Source organism: Mycobacterium appelbergii (assembly GCF_032883035.1).
GTDB classification, from domain to species: Bacteria; Actinomycetota; Actinomycetes; order Mycobacteriales; family Mycobacteriaceae; genus Mycobacterium; species Mycobacterium appelbergii.
Genome location: NZ_JAMQTH010000009.1, coordinates 1 through 20,157, shown reverse-complemented (window position 1 = coordinate 20,157; position 20,157 = coordinate 1). Strand labels below are relative to the sequence as shown.

Genomic DNA, 20,157 nt, shown 5'->3' with positions numbered 1-20,157 from the left:
ACTGTCCCCCGAGGGCGGTGCAAATATTAACCGTCCACACGGACCGGCTAGCAAACTCTAACCCGGGTCTGCCATTCGCGGGCGTTAATTGCGGGTTTGCCCCGTCAGCGGGCAGGATCTCCGTCCCAGCGGAAGCTGTTGACGTACTTTCCCATGTCGAGTGCCAGCTGCAGATTCGCACCGGAGGGCTTGCTGGCGCCGGACTTGGGGCCGAACTCGTGATACGGCCCGACGGCGGAGGCGATCAGTGCGAGGTCGTTCTTCACCGAAACCATCACGATCACCCGCATCCGCGCATACATGCTGTTTGAACCCTGCGGCCAACTGTCGGCGACGAAGCCGTATCCGGGCTGGTATCCGACCATCGCGTTCGGTATCTCGTAGGCGGTTGTGGTGTCAGGAAAGGTCTTGTCCACCAGGGAATCGGCGATCTGTTGAGGAGTACGGCCATTGGCCGGTTCACTGAACAACTGCAGCATCCCGCCGTCGCCGGCCAGGAACTCCGCGGTCACACCGGTGGGCTTGGTGCTGATCTTGTAGGCAGCCCCGGCAACGGGGTAGGAGACGGAGAAGCTGCCGTCTGGGGCGGTGAACACCGGGTTGATCGCGATCGGTTCCCCCATCGGGGGCTGCCCGCAGTCCGGCGGGCACATGTAGCGTGCCGGTGGCTTGCTCGTCATCCCCGATATCCACAACAGCGCGGCGGCCACCAGCGCGATGCCGGTGCACAAGATCACCAACAGCTTCAGCGGCGAGGTTCGGCGGGTCGGCTTCGCCCGGTAGGTCCCTCGGGGCACCGCATACCCGGGGAACAGTGCGGGTGCGGTCATGGCGTCTCCGGGTTACGTTCGGGTCGGTGCTCCCGGCGCTCGGAACGCGATGAGCGCGACGACGCGTGGGTGGCGGCACCACAGTGCGCGCAGAACGCCATATCGGGTACGACGTGCCCACAGCGCGGGCAGAGGATCGGTTGGTCCGAGGCGATCGGATCGTGTGCTTCGTGCAACAGCGCCAGGTGCAGGCCGACGCGCAACACGAACACCGCCACCAGCGCGACCGCGAGATGCACGGTCAGCTGCAGCCATTGCGGGGCCCGTGCGACGTCGATCAGTCCGAGCGCTGCATAGACGACCAGTACGGCGAAACCGCAGCCGAACAGCACCAGCCGCACGTACCCGGGATGTTGATGCTCCTTGCTCGCCGGCCTGGTGAACCACAATGCCGCGCCGATGAGACCTCCCGCCGCCGCAGCGGTCAACGGCGCGGCCACGCCACGGATTCCGGCCTCGACGAGTAGCCCGGACATGGGTCGGTTGTGGGCCACCATTCCTGTGGTGAGTTGTGGCGCCAGCCGGGTCAACGTCGCGGCCGCGGTGAACGCGGTGGCTCCGAATGCGCCGAACATGAAGCCGTCCAACGATTCCCGGGTCGGTGGCCGCGACAGCCGTACCACCACGGCGGGTATCAGCATCAGCAGGGCACTGCCCAGCGGAACGCCCAATCCGTTGCGCGTGATGCGGTCGATCGACATTCCCGAGCCCAGTGGGACACCGTAGGACCTGGCCATCATCGTGCCGGTGAGCAGCACCCAGCCGACGCCAAGACCGATGCCCAGCACCGCGGTCAGGATCAGGCTGGCGGTGGGCAGATCGCGCAACGCGTCGGACTCCTGCAGGTAGATGACAAACAGCAGGGGTAGCCCCAGTGCGGCGACGGCGATCAGTGCCGCGGGTAGTCGCAGCAGCGCGCACGCCACCAGCCCGGCCAACAGGACCAGCATCGCGATGCGGAACGGGATGCGGGAACGATGCGACAGGTGCGGGAATAGCGAGCTCGTGATCGACGGGCGCAGCAGATGTTCCTCGGGCGCGACGCAGGATGCGGTGACGCGCAGCCATTCCGGGCCGTCACCCGGCTGCTCGTTGAGATGCACGCCGCACAGGCCGCAGTACTTGCCGTCGGGAACGTCGACCTTGCAGACCCGGCACTCGGTGGTGGGGACTTCGTCGTTGTCAGGGGTGTCGGTCATCGGTTCGCCTTTTGCAGGACAAGAAGGTTCTTCGCCAGGTTCTCCACGTCGGGTGTGCCCAGTCCGGTCACCATGTCGTATCCCGGTCCGGCACTGGCTACGGCGTTGCCGCCGAGCGTGACGTCACGGAAGGCGGGCAGCGGTGCACCCTGGGCGATGCGGTACAGCATGGGGTTGAGATCGCCCAGCGCCCGTCCACCGTTGGCGATCAGATACTGGTTCATCACGGCGGCCATCCCGGCCCACAGCGGCGCCGACTGCGAGGTGCCGCCGCCGACCAGGATCTGGCCGTCCAGCACGATTTTCACCCCGGTGAAGGGGTCGGCAACCGCGGCCACATCGGGGGTCAGGCGTCGTTGTGCGCCGCCGTCGTCCGGGGTGGATATGTGGCGCTGCCAATCCGGGCGGTCGAACAGCGCCGACACCCCGCCCCCGGTGCCCTGGGACAGCGGGACGTCGAACCAGGATTGTTCGGCCAGCCAGCCACCGTTGGCATCGGTGGACAGCGTGGTGCCGCCGACATCGGTTATCTCCGGTAGCGATGCGACCGAATCCAGGCCGATGTCGTCGGGCCCGGGCGGGGACGACCAGTCTTGTCCGCCTTTACATTCCAGGCCGGCCAGATCGCCGCTGGCGTTGAATGCCGTGGTGCCGTGTGAGTGCGCGGTGGACAAGGCGGCGCGGACCGGGGCGACGTCGGCCGCGGTGATCAGCTTGTCGCAACCCCAGCCGATCGAGAAGCTCCACACCGCGCCGGGGAACTGTTTGTCCGCCGACTCCAACATCTGGCCGATCTTCTCGTAGCCGCCGTCGCCCTGCACTGTCGGCCGGGCGTTGACCACCACTTTGCGCGCGTCGGGGGCGATGGCGTGGGCGACCTGCAGGTCCATCGTGGTCTCGCCGCGGGGAGCGCTGGGCTGGCCACCGACCAGGGTGGGGGTGAACTTGGGCAGGCCGAAGGTGGTGGTGAAAGTGTCCAGATCGTCCTGGTCGTAGCCGTCGAACGCAAAGATCACGATGGTGGTGCCCTTGCCGGTGTACCCCTGCGCGGCCAGACCGCTGAGGTTGTAGGTGTTGAGCAGCGCCTTCGGCGTCAACCCCTGGTCCGGAACGTCGGTCGGCAGGTTCCGCAGGTCCGGCAGGGACATCCGGTGTGGCAGGTAGCCGAGGATCCGCCCGACCTCGGTGACCTCGCCGCGCAGCGGCTCCGGCATCGACGGCTGTTGAGGAGAGGCATAGAACACCTGACCGCGCTTGCCCCGATAGTCGTGGATATCGACGTCGAAGGCAGCCGCCATGTCGTCAGGTGTGCCCTCGACGATTGCCCAATGGTCACCGGAACGCCACCGCACCGACAACCCGTGTGTGGCGGCCCACCCGGACAATGTCCTCGGATGCGCCGAGTCGTGCAGGGCCACGGTGAGCTGGACCGGTCCGCCGTGTGACGGTCCGAGATCCGTTGACGCACCGAGTAACTGGGCGTAAGGCCCGCCGATGACGGACGACGTGGCGTGGCCTGGAGCGTCGTGTGGATCTGACGTCGAGACCACCACCACGCCGACCATCATCAGTGCAAGTAGCCAGAGCCCGAGGCCATTGCGCTTGTTCCTGGATGCGTCGAGACGCTGCTGCCTACCGGTCATGGATCAACCGGGCAAGTAGCTCGGCGGACCTGGTTTATCCGGTGTTTTCCCTGTTGCCGGGGATCGCGGTCTGTGGACCGGGTGCCTTCACGTCGGGGGTGAACAGATTGCCGCCGGTGGGGTTGATCGACTTCTCGGTCGGCTCCAGGGGTGGCGGCGGTGCCGGAGTGGCCGGCGGTGCGGTGGTCGTGGTTGTCGTAGTAGTGGTCGTCGGCGTCGTGGATTCCGGCGCCTTTTCCTCTTCGGTACCGCAGGCCGCGGTGAACGAGATCATCCCGATCACGGCAGCGCCGCCGATGGCGACGGTGAGCCGCCGAGTCAATTGCCCAGACTTCATGGTGCAGTCCTCACTGTCCCCGGAGTAATAAACAGATCTCTCGTGGCGAATCGCCGTTGCGACTCCCACTTTCTGCAACGCAATAATTCACCAGACCCATCCCGGAGGGGCTCTGGTGAACGCACTCTAACTTAATGCCGGGACAGGCGCAGTTCCATTCCTGCTGGCACTACCAATCGGGGTTTTCTCCACTGCAGGCAGCTTGACGGTGTCGGTGGCCCAGTGTTTACTCGAGTCATCGAACATATATTCGAACAAAGCCTGGGTCGAATGGTGCTGGAGGTGTTGCTGTGACGGTTGCGGCGGACCTTGACGTGAGTCGGCTTACCCGTGCTGAACAGGTAGAACACCTTCGCCGCAAGATTGCGGCGGTGCCTGGGCGGGTCGGCTCTGCCCATCGGGGAGTGGCCCGGTCCGATGGCCCGGTTGTCGCCACGGAAACTTTGCTGCCGCTACCCGAACCGCTGGCCGAATCGCTGACCGGGCCGTTGCCCACCCAGTTGCCGCGCGGGACGGTTGCGGTCACCACGGGCGCCCGGTCGCTGTCGCTGGGCTTGGTGGCGGCGGTGACGGCGGCCGGTGGGCACGCCGCGATCGTCGGGCAGCCCGATGTGGGTCTGCTGGCAGCGGTGGAAATGGGCGCCGATCTGAGCCGGCTCGCGGTCATCCCGGATCCGGGCGCCGACCCGGTGGAGGTGGCCGCGGTGTTGATGGACGGGATGGACCTCGTGCTGCTCGGGTTGGGCGGACGCTGCGTACCGCCGAGTCGTGCGCGGGTGATGGTGGCGCGGGCCCGGCAGAAAGGCTGCACCCTGCTGATCGTCGACGGGGACTGGCAGGGTTCGGCCACCCGGTTGGAGGCCAGGGTCAGCGGTTACGAGGTGACCGGCGCGGGCCGGGACGTGCCCACTCCGGGGCGTGGCCGGATCGGTCGGGTCCGGCTGACCATGCGGGCCAAAGGCCGCGCCATCGGAACAGCGTGCGCGGCAGGCGGTTAGGCCATGCCTGCTTCCCGGGTGCTGGCTCTGTGGTGCATGGACTGGCCGGCAGTCGCAGCAGCGGCAGCGGCGGGTCTGCCGCCGACGACTCCGATCGCGGTCACGCTCGCCAATCGGGTCATCGCTTGTTCTGCGTCGGCGCGTGCGGTCGGGGTACGGCGTGGGCTGCGCAGGCGGGAGGCTCAGGCCCGATGTCCGCAACTGCACGTCGTCACCGCCGATCCAGCCCGTGACGCCCGTTATTTCGAAGACGTGACGGTCGCGGTCGACGCCCTGGTGCCGCGGGCCGAGGTGCTGCGGCCGGGTCTGTTGGTGTTGCCAGTGCGCGGGGCCGCCCGGTATTTCGGATCTGAACCGGCCGCCGCCGAACGGTTGGTCGACGCGGTGGCCGCGGCGGGGGCGGAATGTCAGGTCGGTGTCGCTGATCAGTTGCCCACCGCGGTTTTCGCCGCCAGGGCGGGCCGCATCGTCGAACCGGGCCAGGACGCGCCGTTTCTGTCCGCACTGTCCATCCGGCAGTTGGCCACCGAGCCGTCGCTTGCCGCGCCGGGCCGTGAGGATCTGGCAGACCTGTTGTGGCGGATGGGGATCAGGACCCTGGGGGCATTCGCTGCAGTGTCGCGTACCGACGTGGCCTCCCGGTTCGGTGCGGATGCGGTGATCGCGCACTCTTTTGCCCGCGGTGAACAGGCCAGGGGGCCGTCAGGGCGGGACCCGGCCACCGACCTCGATGCGGTGATGAACTGCGATCCGCCGATCGAACGGGTGGACGCCGCAGCCTTCGCCGGACGGTCGCTGGCCAGTGCCCTGCACCGAAGCCTGGCGGCGGCAGGTATCGGCTGCACCCGGTTGGCGATCCACGCCGTGACCGCCAATGGCGAAGAGCTGGAACGGGTGTGGCGATGTGCCGAGCCGCTGACCGAGGACGCCACCGCAGACCGGGTGCGTTGGCAGTTGGACGGCTGGCTCAATCGCCGTACCTCCGAGCGGCCCACCGCGCCGGTCACCGTACTGCGGTTGCATCCGGTGGAGGTGGTGTCTGCGGCCGCGCTGCAACTGCCGCTGTGGGGTGGGATCGGCGGGGAGGACCGGTTGCGGGCCAGGCGTGCGCTGGTACGGGTCCAGGGACTACTCGGACCCGAGGCGGTGCAGGTGCCGGTGCTCAGCGGTGGGCGTGGGCCCGCCGAACGCATCACCTTCACCCCGTTGGGTGATGAGCCGGTGCCGCGGGCCGACCCACAACAACCGTGGCCAGGTCAGTTGCCCGAGCCCTCACCCACCGTGCTACTCGACGACCCGGTCGAACTGCTTGACGCCCAAGGTAATCCGGTGCGGGTCACCGGCCGGGGGATGTTCTCCACCGATCCGGTCCGGCTGTCCGGCGCGGGCCGCCGTGACGGCATGCTGCGCTGGTGGGCCGGGCCGTGGCCGGTCGACGAGCGGTGGTGGGATCCGGAGGGACGAGCGGAGACACGGGGCCGTACCGCACGGGCCCAGGTGTTGGTGGGCGACGACCGCAACGGCCAGAGCGATCTGGCGTTGCTGCTGTGCTACCGGCAGCGGCGGTGGTACCTGGAGGGTGCCTATGAGTGAGACGTCGGGTGCAACGACTTGGCGAACGAACCGACACGGTCGATGAACCGATCGAAGAACGCAGCCGGGTCCACGTCGACGCCGACGAGCGCATTGGGCTGCCGGCCCCAGTGCCCCCGCCAATCCGCCACCGTCATACCGCGGGTCAATGTCCCGGTCAGCTCCACATCCACGGTGCTCTGCCGGTACTGCACCAGATCCGGGTTCAGCGCCACCGCGGCGGCCAGCGGGTCGTGCAGATGCGCGAGATAGCCGTCGCCGGTGTCGAAGTGGAATTCGAAGTAGAACCGCAGCGCGTCCTCGAGCACGCGGATGAGCGGGTTGGCGGCCATCGACAGCGTGCCCCGGTCATCGAGCACGCTCATCGTCGGTGATTCCGAATCCGCCGCAGCGGCCAGCCGGCTCAGCAGTGCCGGTGTCATCGCGACGTTCTCGGTGAGGTTCAGGCCCAGCACAATCGGCACGTGTGTCGGCTCGTCCAGGCCCCACGCCGCACCCCACGCGCCGAACACCTCGGCGGCGGCTTCGGGGTCGACGCTGATGTTCCATTCCGAGACCGGTGTGGTGTTGCCCCGGTAGTCGAAGGCACCGCCCATGATCACCAACCGGCGCAGCAGCTTGGGCAGGCCGGGTTCGGCACGCATGGCCAGGGCCAGGTTGGTCAGCGGTCCCACGGCCAACCCGATCAGTTCACCCGGATACGCGTGAGCTGCCCGCACCCAGGCTTGCGCGGAGTCGTGTGCGGTGAGCATCCGGTCGGACGAGGGCAACTGGGCATAGCCGAGCCCCTGAAGGCCGTGGGTGTCCTCGGCGGTACGCAACGGGATGCGCAGCGGTTGCTCGGCACCCTTGGACACCGGGATCCCGGTCACCCCGCACAACTCCAGCAGGCCCAGGTTGTTGGTACAGACCTGTTGGACCGGAACGTTTCCCGCGGTCGATGCGATGCCCACCAACTCTGCGTCCTGGCTTGCCAGCAGATACGCCAGGGCCAGCGCGTCATCGACGCCGGTATCGACATCGGCGAAGACAGGCATCGGTGTCACCCGGACAACGATAATGCCAACGAACGGTCGGAGTGCCTACCAGTGCACGCCAGGGACCAACCGCACCGCCCGTTTGACGGGGCGGGCGAGGCTGCGCGGCACCCGCAACGACCCTCCTGTGCGAGCCGGCCGCCGCGGCCGCCGGGTGGCAGCTGTGGTCTCCGACGGCGCCAGTCCGCGCGCCGCAGCTGAATCCGGATAGCCCAGATACAACTGGTGCAGGACACGTCGGGACAGCTTCGGCGTCAGGTAGTTACCGAAGTCGGCCAGCGTGCCCAATGGCGTGTCGATGCGGGCCGGCTTGTCGACCAGACCGCGCACCACCATGGCCGCGGCGTGCTCAGCTGAGATCGGCGGCACCGGGTTGAGCCTGCGCGACGGCGCGATCATCGGGGTCCGCACCAGCGGCATGTGAATGTTGGTGAAGGTGATGTGGTCGGACAGTGTTTCGGTCGACACCACGTCCGAGAACGCGTCCAGCGCAGCCTTACTGGGTAGGTACGAACTGTACTTCGGGCTGTTCGCCTGCACACCCGCGCTGGACACGTTGACCACATGACCGAACCGGCGTTCGCGCCAGTGCGGCAGCAGCGCCAGCACCATGCGGACCGCGCCGAAGTAGTTGACCGCCATCACCCGCTCGTAGTCGTGCAACCGGTCGGTCGAGTTCACCACCGACCGGCGGATGGACCGGCCCGCATTGTTCACCAGGTAGTCGACGTGGCCGAAGCGGCCGAGGATGTCCTTGACGGTGTGCTCCACGGAAGCGGAATCGGTGACATCGCAGGTGAATGCGTAGGCCTGACCACCGGCGGCGCGGATCTCCGATACCAGGTCGTCGAGCGCGGCGGCATTGCGGGCCAGCGCGAACACGCATCCGCCGCGTTCGGCGATCGCGATCGCCGAGGCCCGTCCGATACCGCTGGAGGCGCCGGTGATGATCACGTGCTTGCCCACCAGTGGCCCGGCCGGATCGTCGCGCCGGGCCCGGTCCGGGTTCAGGTGCTGCGCCCAGTACTGCCACAGTTTCGGTGCGTACGAAGCGAACTCGGGGACTGCGATCCCGGAGCCTTGTAGCGCCCGCTCGGTGTGCTCGGCGGTGAACGTCGGCATCAGGTCGACGACATCGAGCACCTCACCCGGGATGCCCAACTGCGTGGCCACCATGTTGCGTACCGTCCTGGCACGTCCGGTGGCCCGCACCACCGGCAGCGCTGCCGCGCGGGGCAGCGAACCGCGTAGCGCGGGCAACCCGGCGGCTTCCGCGACGCCGCGGTAGATACCGCGCAGCCCAATGGTTTTCGGGGCGGTGAGGTGGAACGTCTGCCCGTCGCGGCCTTCGGCATGCATCAAATGCACCACCGCTTCCACCACGAAGTCCACCGGAACGATGTTGGTGCGGCCGGTGTCGGGCAGCATCATGGGCGTGAACCTCGGGAGCGCCGCGAGCCGGGCGAGGATCCCGAAGAAGTAGTACGGGCCGTCGATCTTGTCCATCTCACCGGTGGTCGAGTCGCCGACCACCACGGCGGGCCGGTACACGCGGTAGCGCAGCCCCGGCTCGGACCGCACCAGCAGCTCGGCCTCGAATTTGGTCTGGTGATACGGCGTCGGCAGGTCCTGCGCGACATCGAAATCGTCTTCGGTGTACACGCCCCGGTAATTGCCTGCGACCGCGATCGAGGACACGTGGTGCAACGTCGCGTCCAGCCGGCGCGCCAGGTCGATCACCGCGCGGGTGCCGTCCACGTTGGCCGCACGCTGCTCGGATTCGCCGACAGTGATGTCGTAGATCGCCGCGCAGTGCACCACGTGGGCGACATCTCCCAGCCCGGCGATGTCGGCATCGGTGAGCCCGAGATCAGCCGCAGTGAGGTCTCCCACCAGCGGATTCACCCGCTCATCCCACTGCTGCGCCAAGCGCTCGAAGCGGGTCAGTGACTCGCGTCGGACCAATACCCACACTTCGGCGTCGGCCTCACGGGCAAGGATTCGGGACACCATACGGCGACCGATAAACCCGGTACCGCCGGTAACGACATAGCGCATGCGAGACATGGTGGCCCTCTATCAGGCAAACGTCAACCGAGAGGATTATCGTCCGAGGAATGCCGATCAACCCGAACGCCGTCGGTGAAAAGACCGACCCGTATCAGTTCGACTGGACCGACCGCGACACCCTCCTCTACGCCATCGGTGTGGGCGCCGGTGTCGACGATCTCGCGTTCACCACCGAGAACAGCCACGAGATCGAACAGCAGGTGCTGCCGACGTACGCCGTCATCGCGTGTTCCCCGTTCGCTGCCGCCACGAAGATCGGCACGTTCAACTTCGGCATGCTGCTGCACGGCTCCCAGGCGATCCGGCTGTTCAAACCGCTGCCGCCGGCAGGAAAACTCCGGGTGGTCACCGAGGTCGCCGATATCCAGGACAAGGGCGAGGGCAAGAACGCGGTGGTCATGCTCAAAGGCACGGGCACCGACCCGGACAGCGGCGACGTCATCGTCGAGACATTGGCGACGGCGGTGATCCGGGGCGAGGGCGGATTCGGCGGGCAGCCCGGCCAGCGGCCGGTAGCGCCGGAAATCCCCGACTCCGAACCCGATGCCAGGGTGTCGCTGCCGACGCGTGAGGACCAGGCGTTGATCTACCGGCTGTCGGGCGACCGCAACCCGCTGCACAGCGATCCGTGGTTCGCCGAGAATCTCGCTGGTTTCCCGAAGCCGATCCTGCACGGTTTGTGCACTTACGGGGTCGCCGGTCGGGTGCTCGTCAGAGAACTCGGAGCCGGTGACGCAACGAAGGTCACCGCGATCGGCGCCCGGTTCACCTCACCGGTGTTCCCCGGAGAGACACTGACCACTTCGATCTGGCGCACCGAGCCAGGGCGGGCGGTGTTCCGCACCGAGGCGTCGAACCCGGATGGGTCGGGTGCGCGATTGGTGTTGGAGGACGGCACCGCCGAGTACACCGACTGAGGCCGCGTACCGGCCAATTTCGTCGAAGCACTGATAATGCACCCGCTGGTTGACAGGATCGGTGCCACTGACAGTCGCACTGCGCAGTGCGGGATTGGTGGTTACAGATGACGCAGATGAGATTGGTCGTTGGGTATCTCGCCACCTCCGGTGGCGCTGACGCATTGGCCTTGGCGGTCCGGTTCGCCAGAACGCTGGGTGCCGACGTCGAAGTCTGCATCGTGCTGCCGCCTGACACCGTGCTGCCGGGATTGGTGCCGAAGGGCGGCTACGAGGAAGTGTTGGCCGAACAGGCCAAGGGCTGGCTGGACGAGGCGTTGGCCACGGTGCCCGATGACGTTGTGGCGCACAGCCATCTGAGCTTCGACGAATCGTTCACCGATGGGCTGATCCGCGAGGCGGTCCGGCTGGAGGCGTCGGCGATCGTGGTGGGCGGCTCCGGGGGCGGTCTGGCAGGCAGCTACTCGCTGGGATCGGTGGTCAACGAGCTGCTGCATTCGTCGCCGGTGCCGGTGGTGGTGGCACCGCGCGGAACCCGGGATTCCTCGATCGACCGGATTCGTGAAGTGACCTGTGCGATCGGTCGTCGTGAGGGTGCGGATCTGCTGTTGGACAGCGCAGTACGCCTCAGCCAGGCATCGGGTGCGCCGCTGCGGCTGGTGTCCCTGGTCGCGCTGGATCCGACCTTCGGTTCGCTGCGATCTGACGACGACGCAGTCCGGGAGCGGGCACTCAAGCACGCCCGCCAGACCGTCGAGAAAGCGAAAAGAGAGTTGCCGGAAGGATTCCCGGTGACCTCGACGATCGTGAACGGGCCGACGGTCGAGGCGGCCGTCAAAAAGCTGGAATGGCATGACGGCGATGTCATCATGGTCGGTTCCAGCCGGCTCAGCGCGCCCCGGCGCATCTTCCTCGGGTCGACCGCCGCGAAGATGCTGCGGGTGCTCGACGTGCCGATGGTGGTTGTCCCCAGGGACGAGCCGGCCGACGGCGAGGGTCGGTGATGGCCGAACAGCCACCACAGTCCCAGCTGAAGGCGGCCGAGGAGGCTGCCGGACTGGTCTCCAAAGGGCTCGCGGCCGGAAAGGTCGGCACGTTTTCCGGTGCCATCCTTGGCATCTCCTCGGTGGCGCCCGGCTATACCCTGACTGCCAGCATCGGCCTCATCGTTGCGGCTGTCGGGTTGAAGATGCCCGCGATTCTCATCGCCGGCTTCATCCCGATGTTCCTCACCGCCTACGCCTACCGGGAACTCAATTCCCGTGCCCCGGACTGCGGTGCATCGTTCACCTGGTCCACCAAGGCATTCGGACCCTACGTCGGGTGGATGTGCGGTTGGGGCATGGTGGTGGCCACCATCATCGTGTTGTCCAACCTGGCCGCGATCGCGGTCGAGTTCTTCTATCTGTTCATCGGGCGGATCGCGAACAATCCCTCGATCGCCGAGTTGGCCGGCAACAAGGCCATCAACATCATCACCACGCTGGTGTTCCTGGCCATCGCCACCGCGGTCGCCAGTCGCGGTATCACCACCAGCGAGCGGGTGCAGTACGTGCTGGTCGGATTTCAGATGGTGGTACTGCTGTCGTTCGCGGTGATGGCCTTCGTGCATGTGGGTAGAGGCGATGCGCCTGCCGGGCTGTCATTCGACCTGGACTGGTTCAATCCGTTCACCGGACTTGCGGTGAGCGCGTTCGTTGTCGGCGTGACGGGATCGATCTTCGCGTTCTGGGGTTGGGACACCTGCCTGACCCTGGGGGAGGAATCCAAGGACCCGACGAAGGTGCCGGGGCGGGCAGGCCTGTTGTGCGTGCTGTCGATCCTGGCGACGTATCTGCTGATCGCCGTCGCGGTGATGATGTATGCCGGGGTCGGGGAAGCCGATCTGGGACTGGGCAACCCGGACAATGCGGACAACGTCTTCGCCGCGCTCGCCGACCCGGTGTTGGGCAGCTGGGCCGGGCCGCTGCTGTTCCTGGCGATCCTGGCGTCCTCGGTGGCGAGCCTGCAGACCACCTTCCTGCCCGCAGCACGAGCGATGCTGGCGATGGGCGCCTACCGGGCGTTTCCGGCGCGCTTCGCCGACGTCAGCCCACGTTTTCTGGTGCCGACGTTCGCCACCGTCACCGCCGGTGTGATCACCGGGGTGTTCTACACCGTGGTGAGCCTGCTCTCGGAGAGTGTGCTGCTGGATACCATTGCCGCGCTTGGCATCATGATCTGCTGGTACTACGGCATCACCGCGTTCGCCTGCGTGTGGTACTTCCGTCAGGAGCTGTTCACCAACGCGCACAACGTGATATTCAAGTTCCTGTTCCCGTTGCTCGGCGGCATCATGCTCGCGGCGGTGTTCGTGATCTCGATCGGTGAGAGCATGAATCCGGAGAACGGCAGCGGCACGGCGATCGGCGGGATCGGCCTGGTGTTCTACATGGGCTTCGGCATCCTGCTGCTGGGTGCGGTGCTCATGCTGATCTGGCGGCCGCGCAGCCCCGAGTTCTTCCGCGGCGAGACACTGCACCACGACACCCCGTCGATTCTCTAGCCGGCGGCCTGCCCGATACCGGAGGTGCCCTCGTTGTGGGCAAGCTCGAACGGATCGAGAATGTCCCACGCCGAGGTGAAGAACTGTTGTTTGAGCTCAGCGGCGTCGTTGTCGAAATTGAGCAGGTCGGCGGCGATGTCGTAGCCGTAGTACAGCAGTGATCCCGGCGGGGTGGTCTTGATCAGCTCGTTGATGATGATCTGTCGGGCATCTCTGGCTTCGGGCGTATCGCCGACCGCAGGCGCGAGACTGGGCAGGATCTTGCTGATCGGGACCACCGCGTTCACCCACGGCACGATCTGGCTGGCCCGGTAGGCCTGCTCGACGCCTTCCCGAACGAACGGATCGAGCTCAGCGGGCAAGGCGCTCCGCAGCGCTTCCCTGAGTTCCATGATCGGCTCGGGAATGTCCGTCGGGTCCGGATCATCCGGCCGGAACGGGTTCGGGTTCCACGTGGGTCCGTCCGCAGTGGTGTCGGCGTGTGATTCGACCGCCGTCCGCACCACCGGGGTGCTTGCCGGTTTGTCCTCCAGCGCACCGTCATCCGGCTTGGGTGTCGCGGCTTGTTTCGGCGTGAACAGCTTCTTGAGTCGCTCGACCTGCTTGGCTTCGAACTCTTCTGCGCTCGGCTTTGCTTTCGGCTTGACCGGCTTCACGCTCGGCTTGTGCAGGGAGTCGGTGATCGACTTGGATACCGTGCTCGCGGTCTTGTTGAGCTGCGAGGTGACGTGTGAGGCCACCTTCTCGACCCGGTCGTTGACCAATGACCGCGGCTTGGTGCGGGTCGAGTTCTTGTCGGCTTTGGTGGTTTTCACGCCGCTGTTCCGTTTCGGGCCCGCCTTGACACTTGAACTGCTGCTGGTCGACGCCTTCGCGGCAGCACCGCTGTCGGTCGCATCAGCGCCGGCAGTGCCCTGGCCGGCCACGGCGATCGCGGCACCGACTCCTGCCGCCACCGCCACACCGCCGACGTAGCCGATGTACTTCGTTGAGGTCATTGCGCCCTTTCCCAGCCGGTCCCCAGCCCAGGGGCATCGTAGGGTGCGGCCGGGTAAACCGCAGCGCGAAGGTTGCAGCCGGTCACGAAGCGATCGTGTAATACCCTGTGGGTCGCCCCCAAAGTTGCTGTGAAATGCCCCCGGTCGGCTGGGCTGACAGATCTCGAGGAAGGTACGTCGTGACCCTGCGCAGATTCGCCGCGCTGTTCGGAGCATTCATATTGGCACTGATGGTGAGTGCCTGTGCAGATGAGAAGAAGGCCGACGCGGCCGGATCGACGCCCGAGCGCACCGCGCCCGATCCAAAGACCGCTGTACTCACGATCGAGATCGTCGAGACGATGAATTCGACGTTGCAAGAGCTGGCCGGTGCCGAGCTGAACCAGATCCAGGTGAGCTCGGTGTCGATCAGTACGTCGGGGAACATGGCCGTTGATGCGCTGGATCCCGCCAAACCGACCGAGTTCAACAAGTACGTCTCCTATTGGGACGGCCGCACGGACGTCCGGCCGTACGACTACGGCGGTGCGGAGAAGCTGCCCGCGTTGCAGGAGACGTTGTTCCCCGCCGACACGGTGCCGCCGCAGACGCTGGTGGATGTCTGGACCGACTCGTTCGAGCGTGTCGAGGGCGAGCGGGCTGAGCTCAACGCTTCCGCGGGCCCCACGGTGACGCGCGCCGACGAGACCGGTCCGGTCGAGATATACGTCGTCAACGGCACCGAGCGAGACCGCCAGACGGTGTATTACGACGCCACGGGCAACTTTCTGCGGGTGTCGTAGCCTTTTCACACCCAGGTGCCACCGTCGACCCGCAGCGTCACGCCGGTGACATAGGAGGCTCGATCGCTGAGCAACCACGCCGCGGCCTCGGCGATCTCCTCGGGTTGGGCCGCGCGGCGTAGCGGGGTTTCGGCGACGATCCGCTCGACGATGCCGGGGCTCGCGTCTTCCCACTCCTGGATCATCTCGGTCAGCGTCGTTCCGGGCGCCACTCCGTTGACCCGGATGCCCTCGGGTCCGTAGGTGACGGCGGCCGATTCGGTTAGGCTGTTGACGGCCCGCTTCATCGCGCCGTAGGCCGGCAACTCAGGATTGCCGCGCAGGCTGCCGATACTGGAATTGTTCACGATCGCACCGGTTTTGGCGGTGGCCCGGATCGCGGCCACCTCGGCCGCCAATGCCAACCACGCACCTTTGAGATTGACGTTGTAGACGTGGTCGAGGTCGGTCTCACTCACCTCGTCGAGTGGTCCCGGCGGCACGATCGTCGCAGCGTTGTTGAAGGCGATGTCGAGCCGTCCCCAGAGCTCAACGGTGCGTTCAACCGCGGCCCGCACACTCGCGCCGTCGGCCAGGTCGCACACCACGTAGTCGGCTGTGCCCCCGGCCGCGACGATGTCCTCGGTGACCGTCTTGAGTTGGCTCTCGGTTCTGGCTGCCAGCAGTACGGTTGCGCCTTCGCGGGCAAAAAGCCGGGCCGCCGCGGCGCCTATGCCGCGGCCCGCGCCGGTGATGAAGGCGACCTTGCCCGCGAGCAGTCCTGCGTTTGTCTGTGTCATGTCAGCGAGCGTGCGTCGGCGCGGAGTCCGTAACCAGGTATCGGCTGTACCTGCCTACTGTCGACATCCGGCGGAGAATGGGGCTGTGGACAAGCGAGAATTCGGCGCCTTCCTGCGCAGCCGTCGGGAGCGGATCCGTCCGGTCGATGTTGGACTGCCGGTCGGCGCCCGCCGTCGGACGCCGGGTTTGCGCCGCGACGAGGTGGCCCATCTGGCGTTCATCTCCACGGAGTACTACACCCGACTGGAACAGGCCAGGGCCCCGCATCCCTCCCGTGAGGTGCTCGAAGGACTGGCCCGGGCACTGCGACTCTCCGATACCGAACGCGCACATCTACACCTGCTGGCCGGCGTCGCGCCCCAGCGACCGGTGGGGCCGCCGCGGACAGTGCGCCCGAGCATCCTCGGCCTGTTGCAGCGATTACCACAGGCCGCGGCGATCGTGGTGTCGGCCACCAATGAAGTGCTGGCCTGGAACGATCTGGCGTGTGCGCTCATGGAGGACTTCTCCGCATTGTCGCGTCGTGACCGCAACCTGATCCGGCGCGCGTTTCTGGGACCGCCGGCACCGGGCGGGCAGCGGCTGTACGGAGTGTCCGACGTCGACGAGTTCGCGCGCACCAGCGCCAAACATCTGCGGGCCGCTGCCGCCCGCTATCCGGAGGATCCGGAAACCCTCGAGCTGATAGCCGAATTGCGCTCCGGCAGCGAGGAATTTGCACGGCTGTGGGAGTCACACGATATCGTCGACCACCCGGCGTTGTGCAAGACGTTCGTGCATCCGACGGTCGGTCCGGTCGCGGTCAACTGCGACGCGCTCGACATCGCCGACCGGGACCAGCGCGTCGTCATCTACTCACCGGAGCCCGGCTCTCGGTCCGAGGAAGCAATGCGGCTGCTGGCGGTCCTGGGCACACAACGCATGGACGTGCCCCGCTGAGCTCAGGCGTGCCAGCGCTTGCGCTCCGTCGCGGCAGCCGCAGTGACCAGTGTGTTGGGCGGGACATCCTTCGTCACGATCGACCCGGCACCGACCACCGAATTCTCACCGACCGTGACACCGGGCAGGATGGTGACGTCCGTTCCGAGCCACACATTGTCTTCGAGCGCGATCGGTGCGGCGAGGATGTACTCGCGCCGCTCGGCGGGCGGGACGGGATGTCCGGAAGTGATGAGATTCGTCTTCGGTCCGATCATCGTCCCTGCACCGATTCGGATGCCGCCCTGATCAAAAAACGTGCAGCCCTGGTTGACGAACACGTTCTCGCCGAAGGTGGTGTTGAGCCCGTTGTCGGTGAAGAACGGCGGATACAACGTGAGGGTTTCCGGGAGCGGCCGGCCGAACACCTGCGCCAGCAGCACCGCGCGCCCGTCCGTATCGTCGAACGGCAGCAGGTTCAGCTGCGACGTGAGCGCGGTGACGTGATGGATCCGCTCGGCAACCCGTTCCCACTCAGGGGTTTGGATGTAGAGGCGACCAGAGGTCAAATGAGGCATGCAGCGATCTCAGCAACAGCCATGACCACACGGCAAGCAACCGACACGCGGGCGGGACACAACCAGAGGTTGGGGAAGACCATTGGATCTTGACGGCGTCCGCACCTTCGTCGTGGCGGCCGAACTCGGTCAATTCCAGGGCGCTGCAGACGAACTGAGGATCACGCCGCAAGCGGTGTCGAAGCGCATCGCCGCGCTGGAGCGTCACGTCGGGGCGGTGCTGTTCTCTCGCAGCGCCCACGGTGTGCAGCTCACTCGCGCCGGGCGCACATTCCTTCCGCACGCGCGGGATCTCCTGGATGTTGCCGACCGGGCGCGGCGGTCTGTCCAGCCCGAGGGCCGGGCGCTGCGCGTCGATGTGACGAATCGCCGTATCGCACCGTCGAGGGTGCTCCAGGACTTCCATCTCGCACACCCCGGTGTGGACGTTGACGTCGTGACTCTGGCTGACAACAACCTCGCGGGTGCGCTCACCGCAGTGCACTCCGGAGCAGTCGACGTGTCCTTCCGCGCAGTGACGGTGCCCGCCAGGGACATACCGCCCGGAGTGAGCGTGGCCCGCGCGATCGACCACGAACTACAGCTCTTAGTGGGGCCCGAACATCCGCTCGCAGCCGAGTCCGCTATCGAGCCGCGGTGCCTCGCCGGGCATCGGATCTGGATTCCCGGAATTGTTCCCGGCACCGAATGGGCGACGTTCTACGATGACCTCGCAGCGGCATTCGGTCTCACGATCGACGGTCGTGGACCGCATTTCGGTGACGAGTCTCTCCTCGAACGGCTCTGCCAGGCATCGGATCTCGCGACCCTGGTGGGCAGGCGCGACCGCTACCTCTGGCCCGCGCACTACGACTTGCGCCGCATACCGGTGCGCAACCCGACTCCGATCTACCCGCACTCGCTGATCTGGCTGACCGCCAACCCGCACCCGGGCTTGGGGGCGCTCCGCGAGTACCTGGCGACGGTGCGCCGGTCACAGCCGCATGAACCGAACGTCTGGCTGCCGACCTGGGCTCACGAATCTTCAGGCCGGAGATAGCTACCTGTCGTACCGGAAGGCTGTGCAGTACGCGGTGTATCGCGTCCTGGTTTCGGACTCGCACCAGCGCCGTCAACCCAGGTCAACCGGTCCTTCGAGATAGATCAATCGGCCGGCCACCAGGTTGGCGCACACGTCCAGGCGTGGCCTTCAGGGCGGCCAACGCGGCTTCCCACACATCATCTGGATGTTGGGCGATAATCGCCGACAGACCATTCGCATACCCTGGGTATGCGACATCTACACGGTATGCACAGGCTGAAGGGCATTGGTGCGATGGACATCGCCGCATTCGAAGTGCACCGTCGCCATGCCACGACCGCGTCCGGTCCCATCGGCTACATCGATGTAGGAAGCGGCCGTCCGGCGGTGTTCATACACGGCATCCTCACCAACAGCCTGTTGTGGCGGCACGTCATCGCCGAGGTTGCCGGCAACGAGCGTCGGTGTATCGCCGTGGACCTACCCGGGCACGGGCATACACCCGCTGCACCGGCGCACGCCGATGTTTCACTGACCGGGCTGGCCCAGCGCGTCGTCGAACTCTGCGACCATCTGGGCTTGGATCGTTTTGACCTGGTGGCCAACAACACTGGTGGTGCAGTCGCGCAGATCGTTGCGGCTCGCCTCGGCGATCGGCTCTCGACATTCACCTTGACGAACTGTGACACCGAAGGAAACACGCCGCCGTGGCTGTTCAAGCCCGTCGCGCTCGCGGCACGCCTGGGGCTTCTGGCGAAAGTCGGGCCACATGTCGCCGCCAACCGCCGGCTGAAGCTGTGCGGTCTGACCGCCGGCTATCGGCATCCGGGCCGGCTTCCCGAAGAAGTGGTCGATGCCTACTATGGTCCGGTCTTCGGAACACCTGAGTCCTCCCGCGCTTTCGCTCGGCTGACAGTCGCCATCTCATCAGTAGATCTCGCCGCCGTCAGACCCCAATTAGCCCAACTCAAGGCGCCCACCCTCATCGTGTGGGGCACCGGCGACGTCTTCTTTCCGCTCAAGTGGGCGCAGCGCCTCAGAGATCTGATCCCCGGCGTCACAAAAGTCGCCACCATCAATGGGGCCCGGATGCACTTCCCCGACTATCGCGCCGACGAATTCCTTCCGCTGCTGCGCGAGCATTGGGCGGGATGCTGACTGACCACGCTGACTGACAACACTGTCACCGATGTCCTGCGAGATGACGCACCTCAAAAGTGTGATGGTGCAGCATGGTCGGCGTCCGTCGATCGGGGTGGTGGTGCTCGATCGTGCGCCGGCGTCGATCGTTGCGGCGGCGCTCGTCGGGGTGGCTACCGGGTTGGATCTCGGTAGCGTCATCGACCGCTGGTGGGGTGCAGCGGGGTGGGCAAGCCCCGGGCTTGCGTAGATCTCAGGGTCCGCGTATTCCTTTGCCGCCGTGGGCATAATCGTTGCCGATGCTCTGCCAGGGGTCGGGGTACTCGTCGGTGTCGGGGTTGGTGTCGATCGCCGCGGGGTCGTCGTCGATGTCCTCGGCGCTCGGCGGGGTCGGGGTGGGCTGGTCGTACATGTTGGCCCATTCGCGGTCCCATTCCAGGATCGCTTCGAGGTCACACTCGGGGATTGACTCGGGGTGCCAGTCGGGGTCTGCGATTGTGTCCCCGTGTGGTTCGCGTTGCGCGTCCCACTGTGGCTCGCCCTGCGGTTCGTGCTCTGCGTCCCTCCCCGGTTCGGGTTCTGCTTGCCGTTCCAGCTCGGGTTCCGCTTCGCGTTTCGGTTCGTTCGGGTCGGGCTCGGGGTTCTGGGGTGGGGTGAGGAGGAGTTCGGGGCGGTGGTGGTAGTTGATGCGGGTTTGGCCGTGATCCAGTGCTGGTGGGGGGTGCCAGGCGACTTCGCCGGTGTTGGTGATGGTGGTGGTGTAGCCGCCGT

19 protein-coding genes and 1 pseudogene are annotated in these 20,157 nt (G+C 66.4%); 10 read left to right on the top strand and 10 right to left on the bottom strand.

What is annotated here, in order from left to right; genetic code table 11:
• Positions 1-104 precede the first annotated feature (104 nt).
• The 4 genes from M1247_RS20855 to M1247_RS20840 are packed head-to-tail and all read right to left on the bottom strand — an operon-like array spanning position 105 to position 4,009.
• Positions 105-830 carry a hypothetical protein gene (locus tag M1247_RS20855; protein WP_317158300.1) on the bottom strand — a complete coding sequence of 242 codons (726 nt, stop codon included), beginning with the start codon at positions 828-830 and terminating at the stop codon, positions 105-107.
• Entirely contained in the window at positions 827-2,029 is a 1,203-nt protein-coding gene (locus tag M1247_RS20850; protein ID WP_317158299.1) for a zinc ribbon domain-containing protein, read from the bottom strand. Before M1247_RS20850 ends, M1247_RS20855 begins: the two co-directional genes overlap by 4 nt.
• On the bottom strand, positions 2,026-3,672 hold the full coding sequence (locus M1247_RS20845; protein WP_410506910.1) for a S53 family peptidase: 1,647 nt from the start codon (positions 3,670-3,672) through the stop codon (positions 2,026-2,028). The genes M1247_RS20850 and M1247_RS20845 overlap by 4 nt, the downstream gene beginning before the upstream one ends.
• A 34-nt stretch (positions 3,673-3,706) precedes the next feature.
• Entirely contained in the window at positions 3,707-4,009 is a 303-nt protein-coding gene (locus tag M1247_RS20840) for a hypothetical protein (RefSeq protein WP_317158298.1), read from the bottom strand.
• A gap of 290 nt (positions 4,010-4,299) precedes the next feature.
• On the opposite strand from M1247_RS20840, the gene M1247_RS20835 reads away from it, so the two are divergent.
• Together M1247_RS20835 and M1247_RS20830 are read left to right on the top strand one after the other, a co-directional pair.
• Positions 4,300-5,007 carry a DnaE2-dependent mutagenesis accessory factor ImuA' gene (locus M1247_RS20835; RefSeq protein ID WP_317158297.1) on the top strand — a complete coding sequence of 236 codons (708 nt, stop codon included), beginning with the start codon at positions 4,300-4,302 and terminating at the stop codon, positions 5,005-5,007.
• Between the two features lie 3 nt (positions 5,008-5,010).
• On the top strand, positions 5,011-6,600 hold the full coding sequence (locus M1247_RS20830) for a DNA polymerase Y family protein (RefSeq protein WP_317158296.1): 1,590 nt from the start codon (positions 5,011-5,013) through the stop codon (positions 6,598-6,600).
• Here the strand turns inward: M1247_RS20830 and M1247_RS20825 are convergent.
• Positions 6,591-7,637, bottom strand: coding sequence for a nucleoside hydrolase (locus M1247_RS20825; RefSeq protein ID WP_317158576.1), 1,047 nt, complete (start codon positions 7,635-7,637; stop codon positions 6,591-6,593). The two genes, M1247_RS20830 and M1247_RS20825, sit on opposite strands and share 10 nt — an antisense overlap.
• A gap of 45 nt (positions 7,638-7,682) precedes the next feature.
• On the bottom strand, positions 7,683-9,695 hold the full coding sequence (locus tag M1247_RS20820) for an SDR family oxidoreductase (RefSeq protein WP_317158295.1): 2,013 nt from the start codon (positions 9,693-9,695) through the stop codon (positions 7,683-7,685).
• A gap of 59 nt (positions 9,696-9,754) precedes the next feature.
• Here M1247_RS20820 and M1247_RS20815 point away from each other — a divergent pair, with 59 nt between their 5' ends.
• The 3 genes from M1247_RS20815 to M1247_RS20805 all read left to right on the top strand — a co-directional run bounded on the left by M1247_RS20815 (position 9,755) and on the right by M1247_RS20805 (position 13,169).
• Complete coding sequence (locus tag M1247_RS20815; protein ID WP_317158294.1) at positions 9,755-10,624, top strand: MaoC/PaaZ C-terminal domain-containing protein; 870 nt, start codon at positions 9,755-9,757, stop codon at positions 10,622-10,624.
• Positions 10,625-10,740: 116 nt separating this feature from the next.
• Positions 10,741-11,628, top strand: a complete 888-nt coding sequence (locus M1247_RS20810) for a universal stress protein (RefSeq protein ID WP_317158293.1) — start codon at positions 10,741-10,743, stop codon at positions 11,626-11,628.
• Entirely contained in the window at positions 11,628-13,169 is a 1,542-nt protein-coding gene (locus tag M1247_RS20805) for an APC family permease (protein WP_317158292.1), read from the top strand. The genes M1247_RS20810 and M1247_RS20805 overlap by 1 nt, the downstream gene beginning before the upstream one ends.
• Here the strand turns inward: M1247_RS20805 and M1247_RS20800 are convergent.
• Positions 13,166-14,167: a hypothetical protein gene (locus M1247_RS20800; RefSeq protein ID WP_317158291.1), complete on the bottom strand. Its 1,002-nt coding sequence runs from the start codon at positions 14,165-14,167 to the stop codon at positions 13,166-13,168. The two genes, M1247_RS20805 and M1247_RS20800, sit on opposite strands and share 4 nt — an antisense overlap.
• Before the next feature lie 179 nt (positions 14,168-14,346).
• Here M1247_RS20800 and M1247_RS20795 point away from each other — a divergent pair, with 179 nt between their 5' ends.
• The gene (locus M1247_RS20795) at positions 14,347-14,949 is read left to right on the top strand and encodes a hypothetical protein (RefSeq protein WP_317158290.1); all 603 of its coding nucleotides are present in this window, start codon (positions 14,347-14,349) and stop codon (positions 14,947-14,949) included.
• A gap of 5 nt (positions 14,950-14,954) precedes the next feature.
• On the opposite strand, the gene M1247_RS20790 is transcribed toward M1247_RS20795, so the two are convergent.
• Entirely contained in the window at positions 14,955-15,728 is a 774-nt protein-coding gene (locus M1247_RS20790; RefSeq protein ID WP_317158289.1) for an SDR family NAD(P)-dependent oxidoreductase, read from the bottom strand.
• An 85-nt stretch (positions 15,729-15,813) separates the two neighbouring features.
• Here M1247_RS20790 and M1247_RS20785 point away from each other — a divergent pair, with 85 nt between their 5' ends.
• Entirely contained in the window at positions 15,814-16,668 is an 855-nt protein-coding gene (locus tag M1247_RS20785) for a helix-turn-helix transcriptional regulator (protein WP_317158288.1), read from the top strand.
• 2 nt (positions 16,669-16,670) lie between these two features.
• Here M1247_RS20785 and M1247_RS20780 read toward each other — a convergent pair whose 3' ends face one another.
• Positions 16,671-17,225 (bottom strand): sugar O-acetyltransferase, encoded by a 555-nt coding sequence (locus M1247_RS20780; RefSeq protein ID WP_317158287.1) that lies wholly within the window; start codon positions 17,223-17,225, stop codon positions 16,671-16,673.
• Between the two features lie 82 nt (positions 17,226-17,307).
• Between M1247_RS20780 and M1247_RS20775 the strand changes: the two genes are divergently transcribed.
• The 3 genes from M1247_RS20775 (at position 17,308) to M1247_RS20765 (ending at position 19,636) form a co-directional block, all read left to right on the top strand.
• On the top strand, positions 17,308-18,264 hold the full coding sequence (locus M1247_RS20775; RefSeq protein ID WP_317158286.1) for a LysR family transcriptional regulator: 957 nt from the start codon (positions 17,308-17,310) through the stop codon (positions 18,262-18,264).
• A 276-nt stretch (positions 18,265-18,540) separates the two neighbouring features.
• Positions 18,541-19,404 (top strand): alpha/beta fold hydrolase, encoded by an 864-nt coding sequence (locus tag M1247_RS20770; RefSeq protein WP_317158575.1) that lies wholly within the window; start codon positions 18,541-18,543, stop codon positions 19,402-19,404.
• Positions 19,405-19,435: 31 nt separating this feature from the next.
• Positions 19,436-19,636 (top strand): hypothetical protein, encoded by a 201-nt coding sequence (locus M1247_RS20765; RefSeq protein ID WP_410506909.1) that lies wholly within the window; start codon positions 19,436-19,438, stop codon positions 19,634-19,636.
• A 3-nt stretch (positions 19,637-19,639) separates the two neighbouring features.
• Here M1247_RS20765 and M1247_RS20760 read toward each other — a convergent pair.
• A pseudogene (locus tag M1247_RS20760) lies at positions 19,640-20,157 on the bottom strand (hypothetical protein); the annotation flags it as partial.

What these genes read in the sequence shown, in the direction of transcription:
- M1247_RS20855 (WP_317158300.1), bottom strand. Translation starts at nt 830, where the DNA reads ATGACCGCACCCGCACTGTTCCCCGGGTATGCGGTGCCCCGAGGGACC.
- M1247_RS20850 (WP_317158299.1), bottom strand. Translation starts at nt 2,029, where the DNA reads ATGACCGACACCCCTGACAACGACGAAGTCCCCACCACCGAGTGCCGG.
- M1247_RS20845 (WP_410506910.1), bottom strand. Translation starts at nt 3,672, where the DNA reads ATGACCGGTAGGCAGCAGCGTCTCGACGCATCCAGGAACAAGCGCAAT.
- M1247_RS20840 (WP_317158298.1), bottom strand. Translation starts at nt 4,009, where the DNA reads ATGAAGTCTGGGCAATTGACTCGGCGGCTCACCGTCGCCATCGGCGGC.
- M1247_RS20830 (WP_317158296.1), top strand. Translation starts at nt 5,011, where the DNA reads ATGCCTGCTTCCCGGGTGCTGGCTCTGTGGTGCATGGACTGGCCGGCA.
- M1247_RS20825 (WP_317158576.1), bottom strand. Translation starts at nt 7,637, where the DNA reads ATGCCTGTCTTCGCCGATGTCGATACCGGCGTCGATGACGCGCTGGCC.
- M1247_RS20820 (WP_317158295.1), bottom strand. Translation starts at nt 9,695, where the DNA reads ATGCGCTATGTCGTTACCGGCGGTACCGGGTTTATCGGTCGCCGTATG.
- M1247_RS20815 (WP_317158294.1), top strand. Translation starts at nt 9,755, where the DNA reads ATGCCGATCAACCCGAACGCCGTCGGTGAAAAGACCGACCCGTATCAG.
- M1247_RS20810 (WP_317158293.1), top strand. Translation starts at nt 10,741, where the DNA reads ATGAGATTGGTCGTTGGGTATCTCGCCACCTCCGGTGGCGCTGACGCA.
- M1247_RS20805 (WP_317158292.1), top strand. Translation starts at nt 11,628, where the DNA reads ATGGCCGAACAGCCACCACAGTCCCAGCTGAAGGCGGCCGAGGAGGCT.
- M1247_RS20800 (WP_317158291.1), bottom strand. Translation starts at nt 14,167, where the DNA reads ATGACCTCAACGAAGTACATCGGCTACGTCGGCGGTGTGGCGGTGGCG.
- M1247_RS20790 (WP_317158289.1), bottom strand. Translation starts at nt 15,728, where the DNA reads ATGACACAGACAAACGCAGGACTGCTCGCGGGCAAGGTCGCCTTCATC.
- M1247_RS20780 (WP_317158287.1), bottom strand. Translation starts at nt 17,225, where the DNA reads ATGCCTCATTTGACCTCTGGTCGCCTCTACATCCAAACCCCTGAGTGG.
- M1247_RS20770 (WP_317158575.1), top strand. Translation starts at nt 18,541, where the DNA reads ATGGACATCGCCGCATTCGAAGTGCACCGTCGCCATGCCACGACCGCG.
- M1247_RS20765 (WP_410506909.1), top strand. Translation starts at nt 19,436, where the DNA reads ATGTCCTGCGAGATGACGCACCTCAAAAGTGTGATGGTGCAGCATGGT.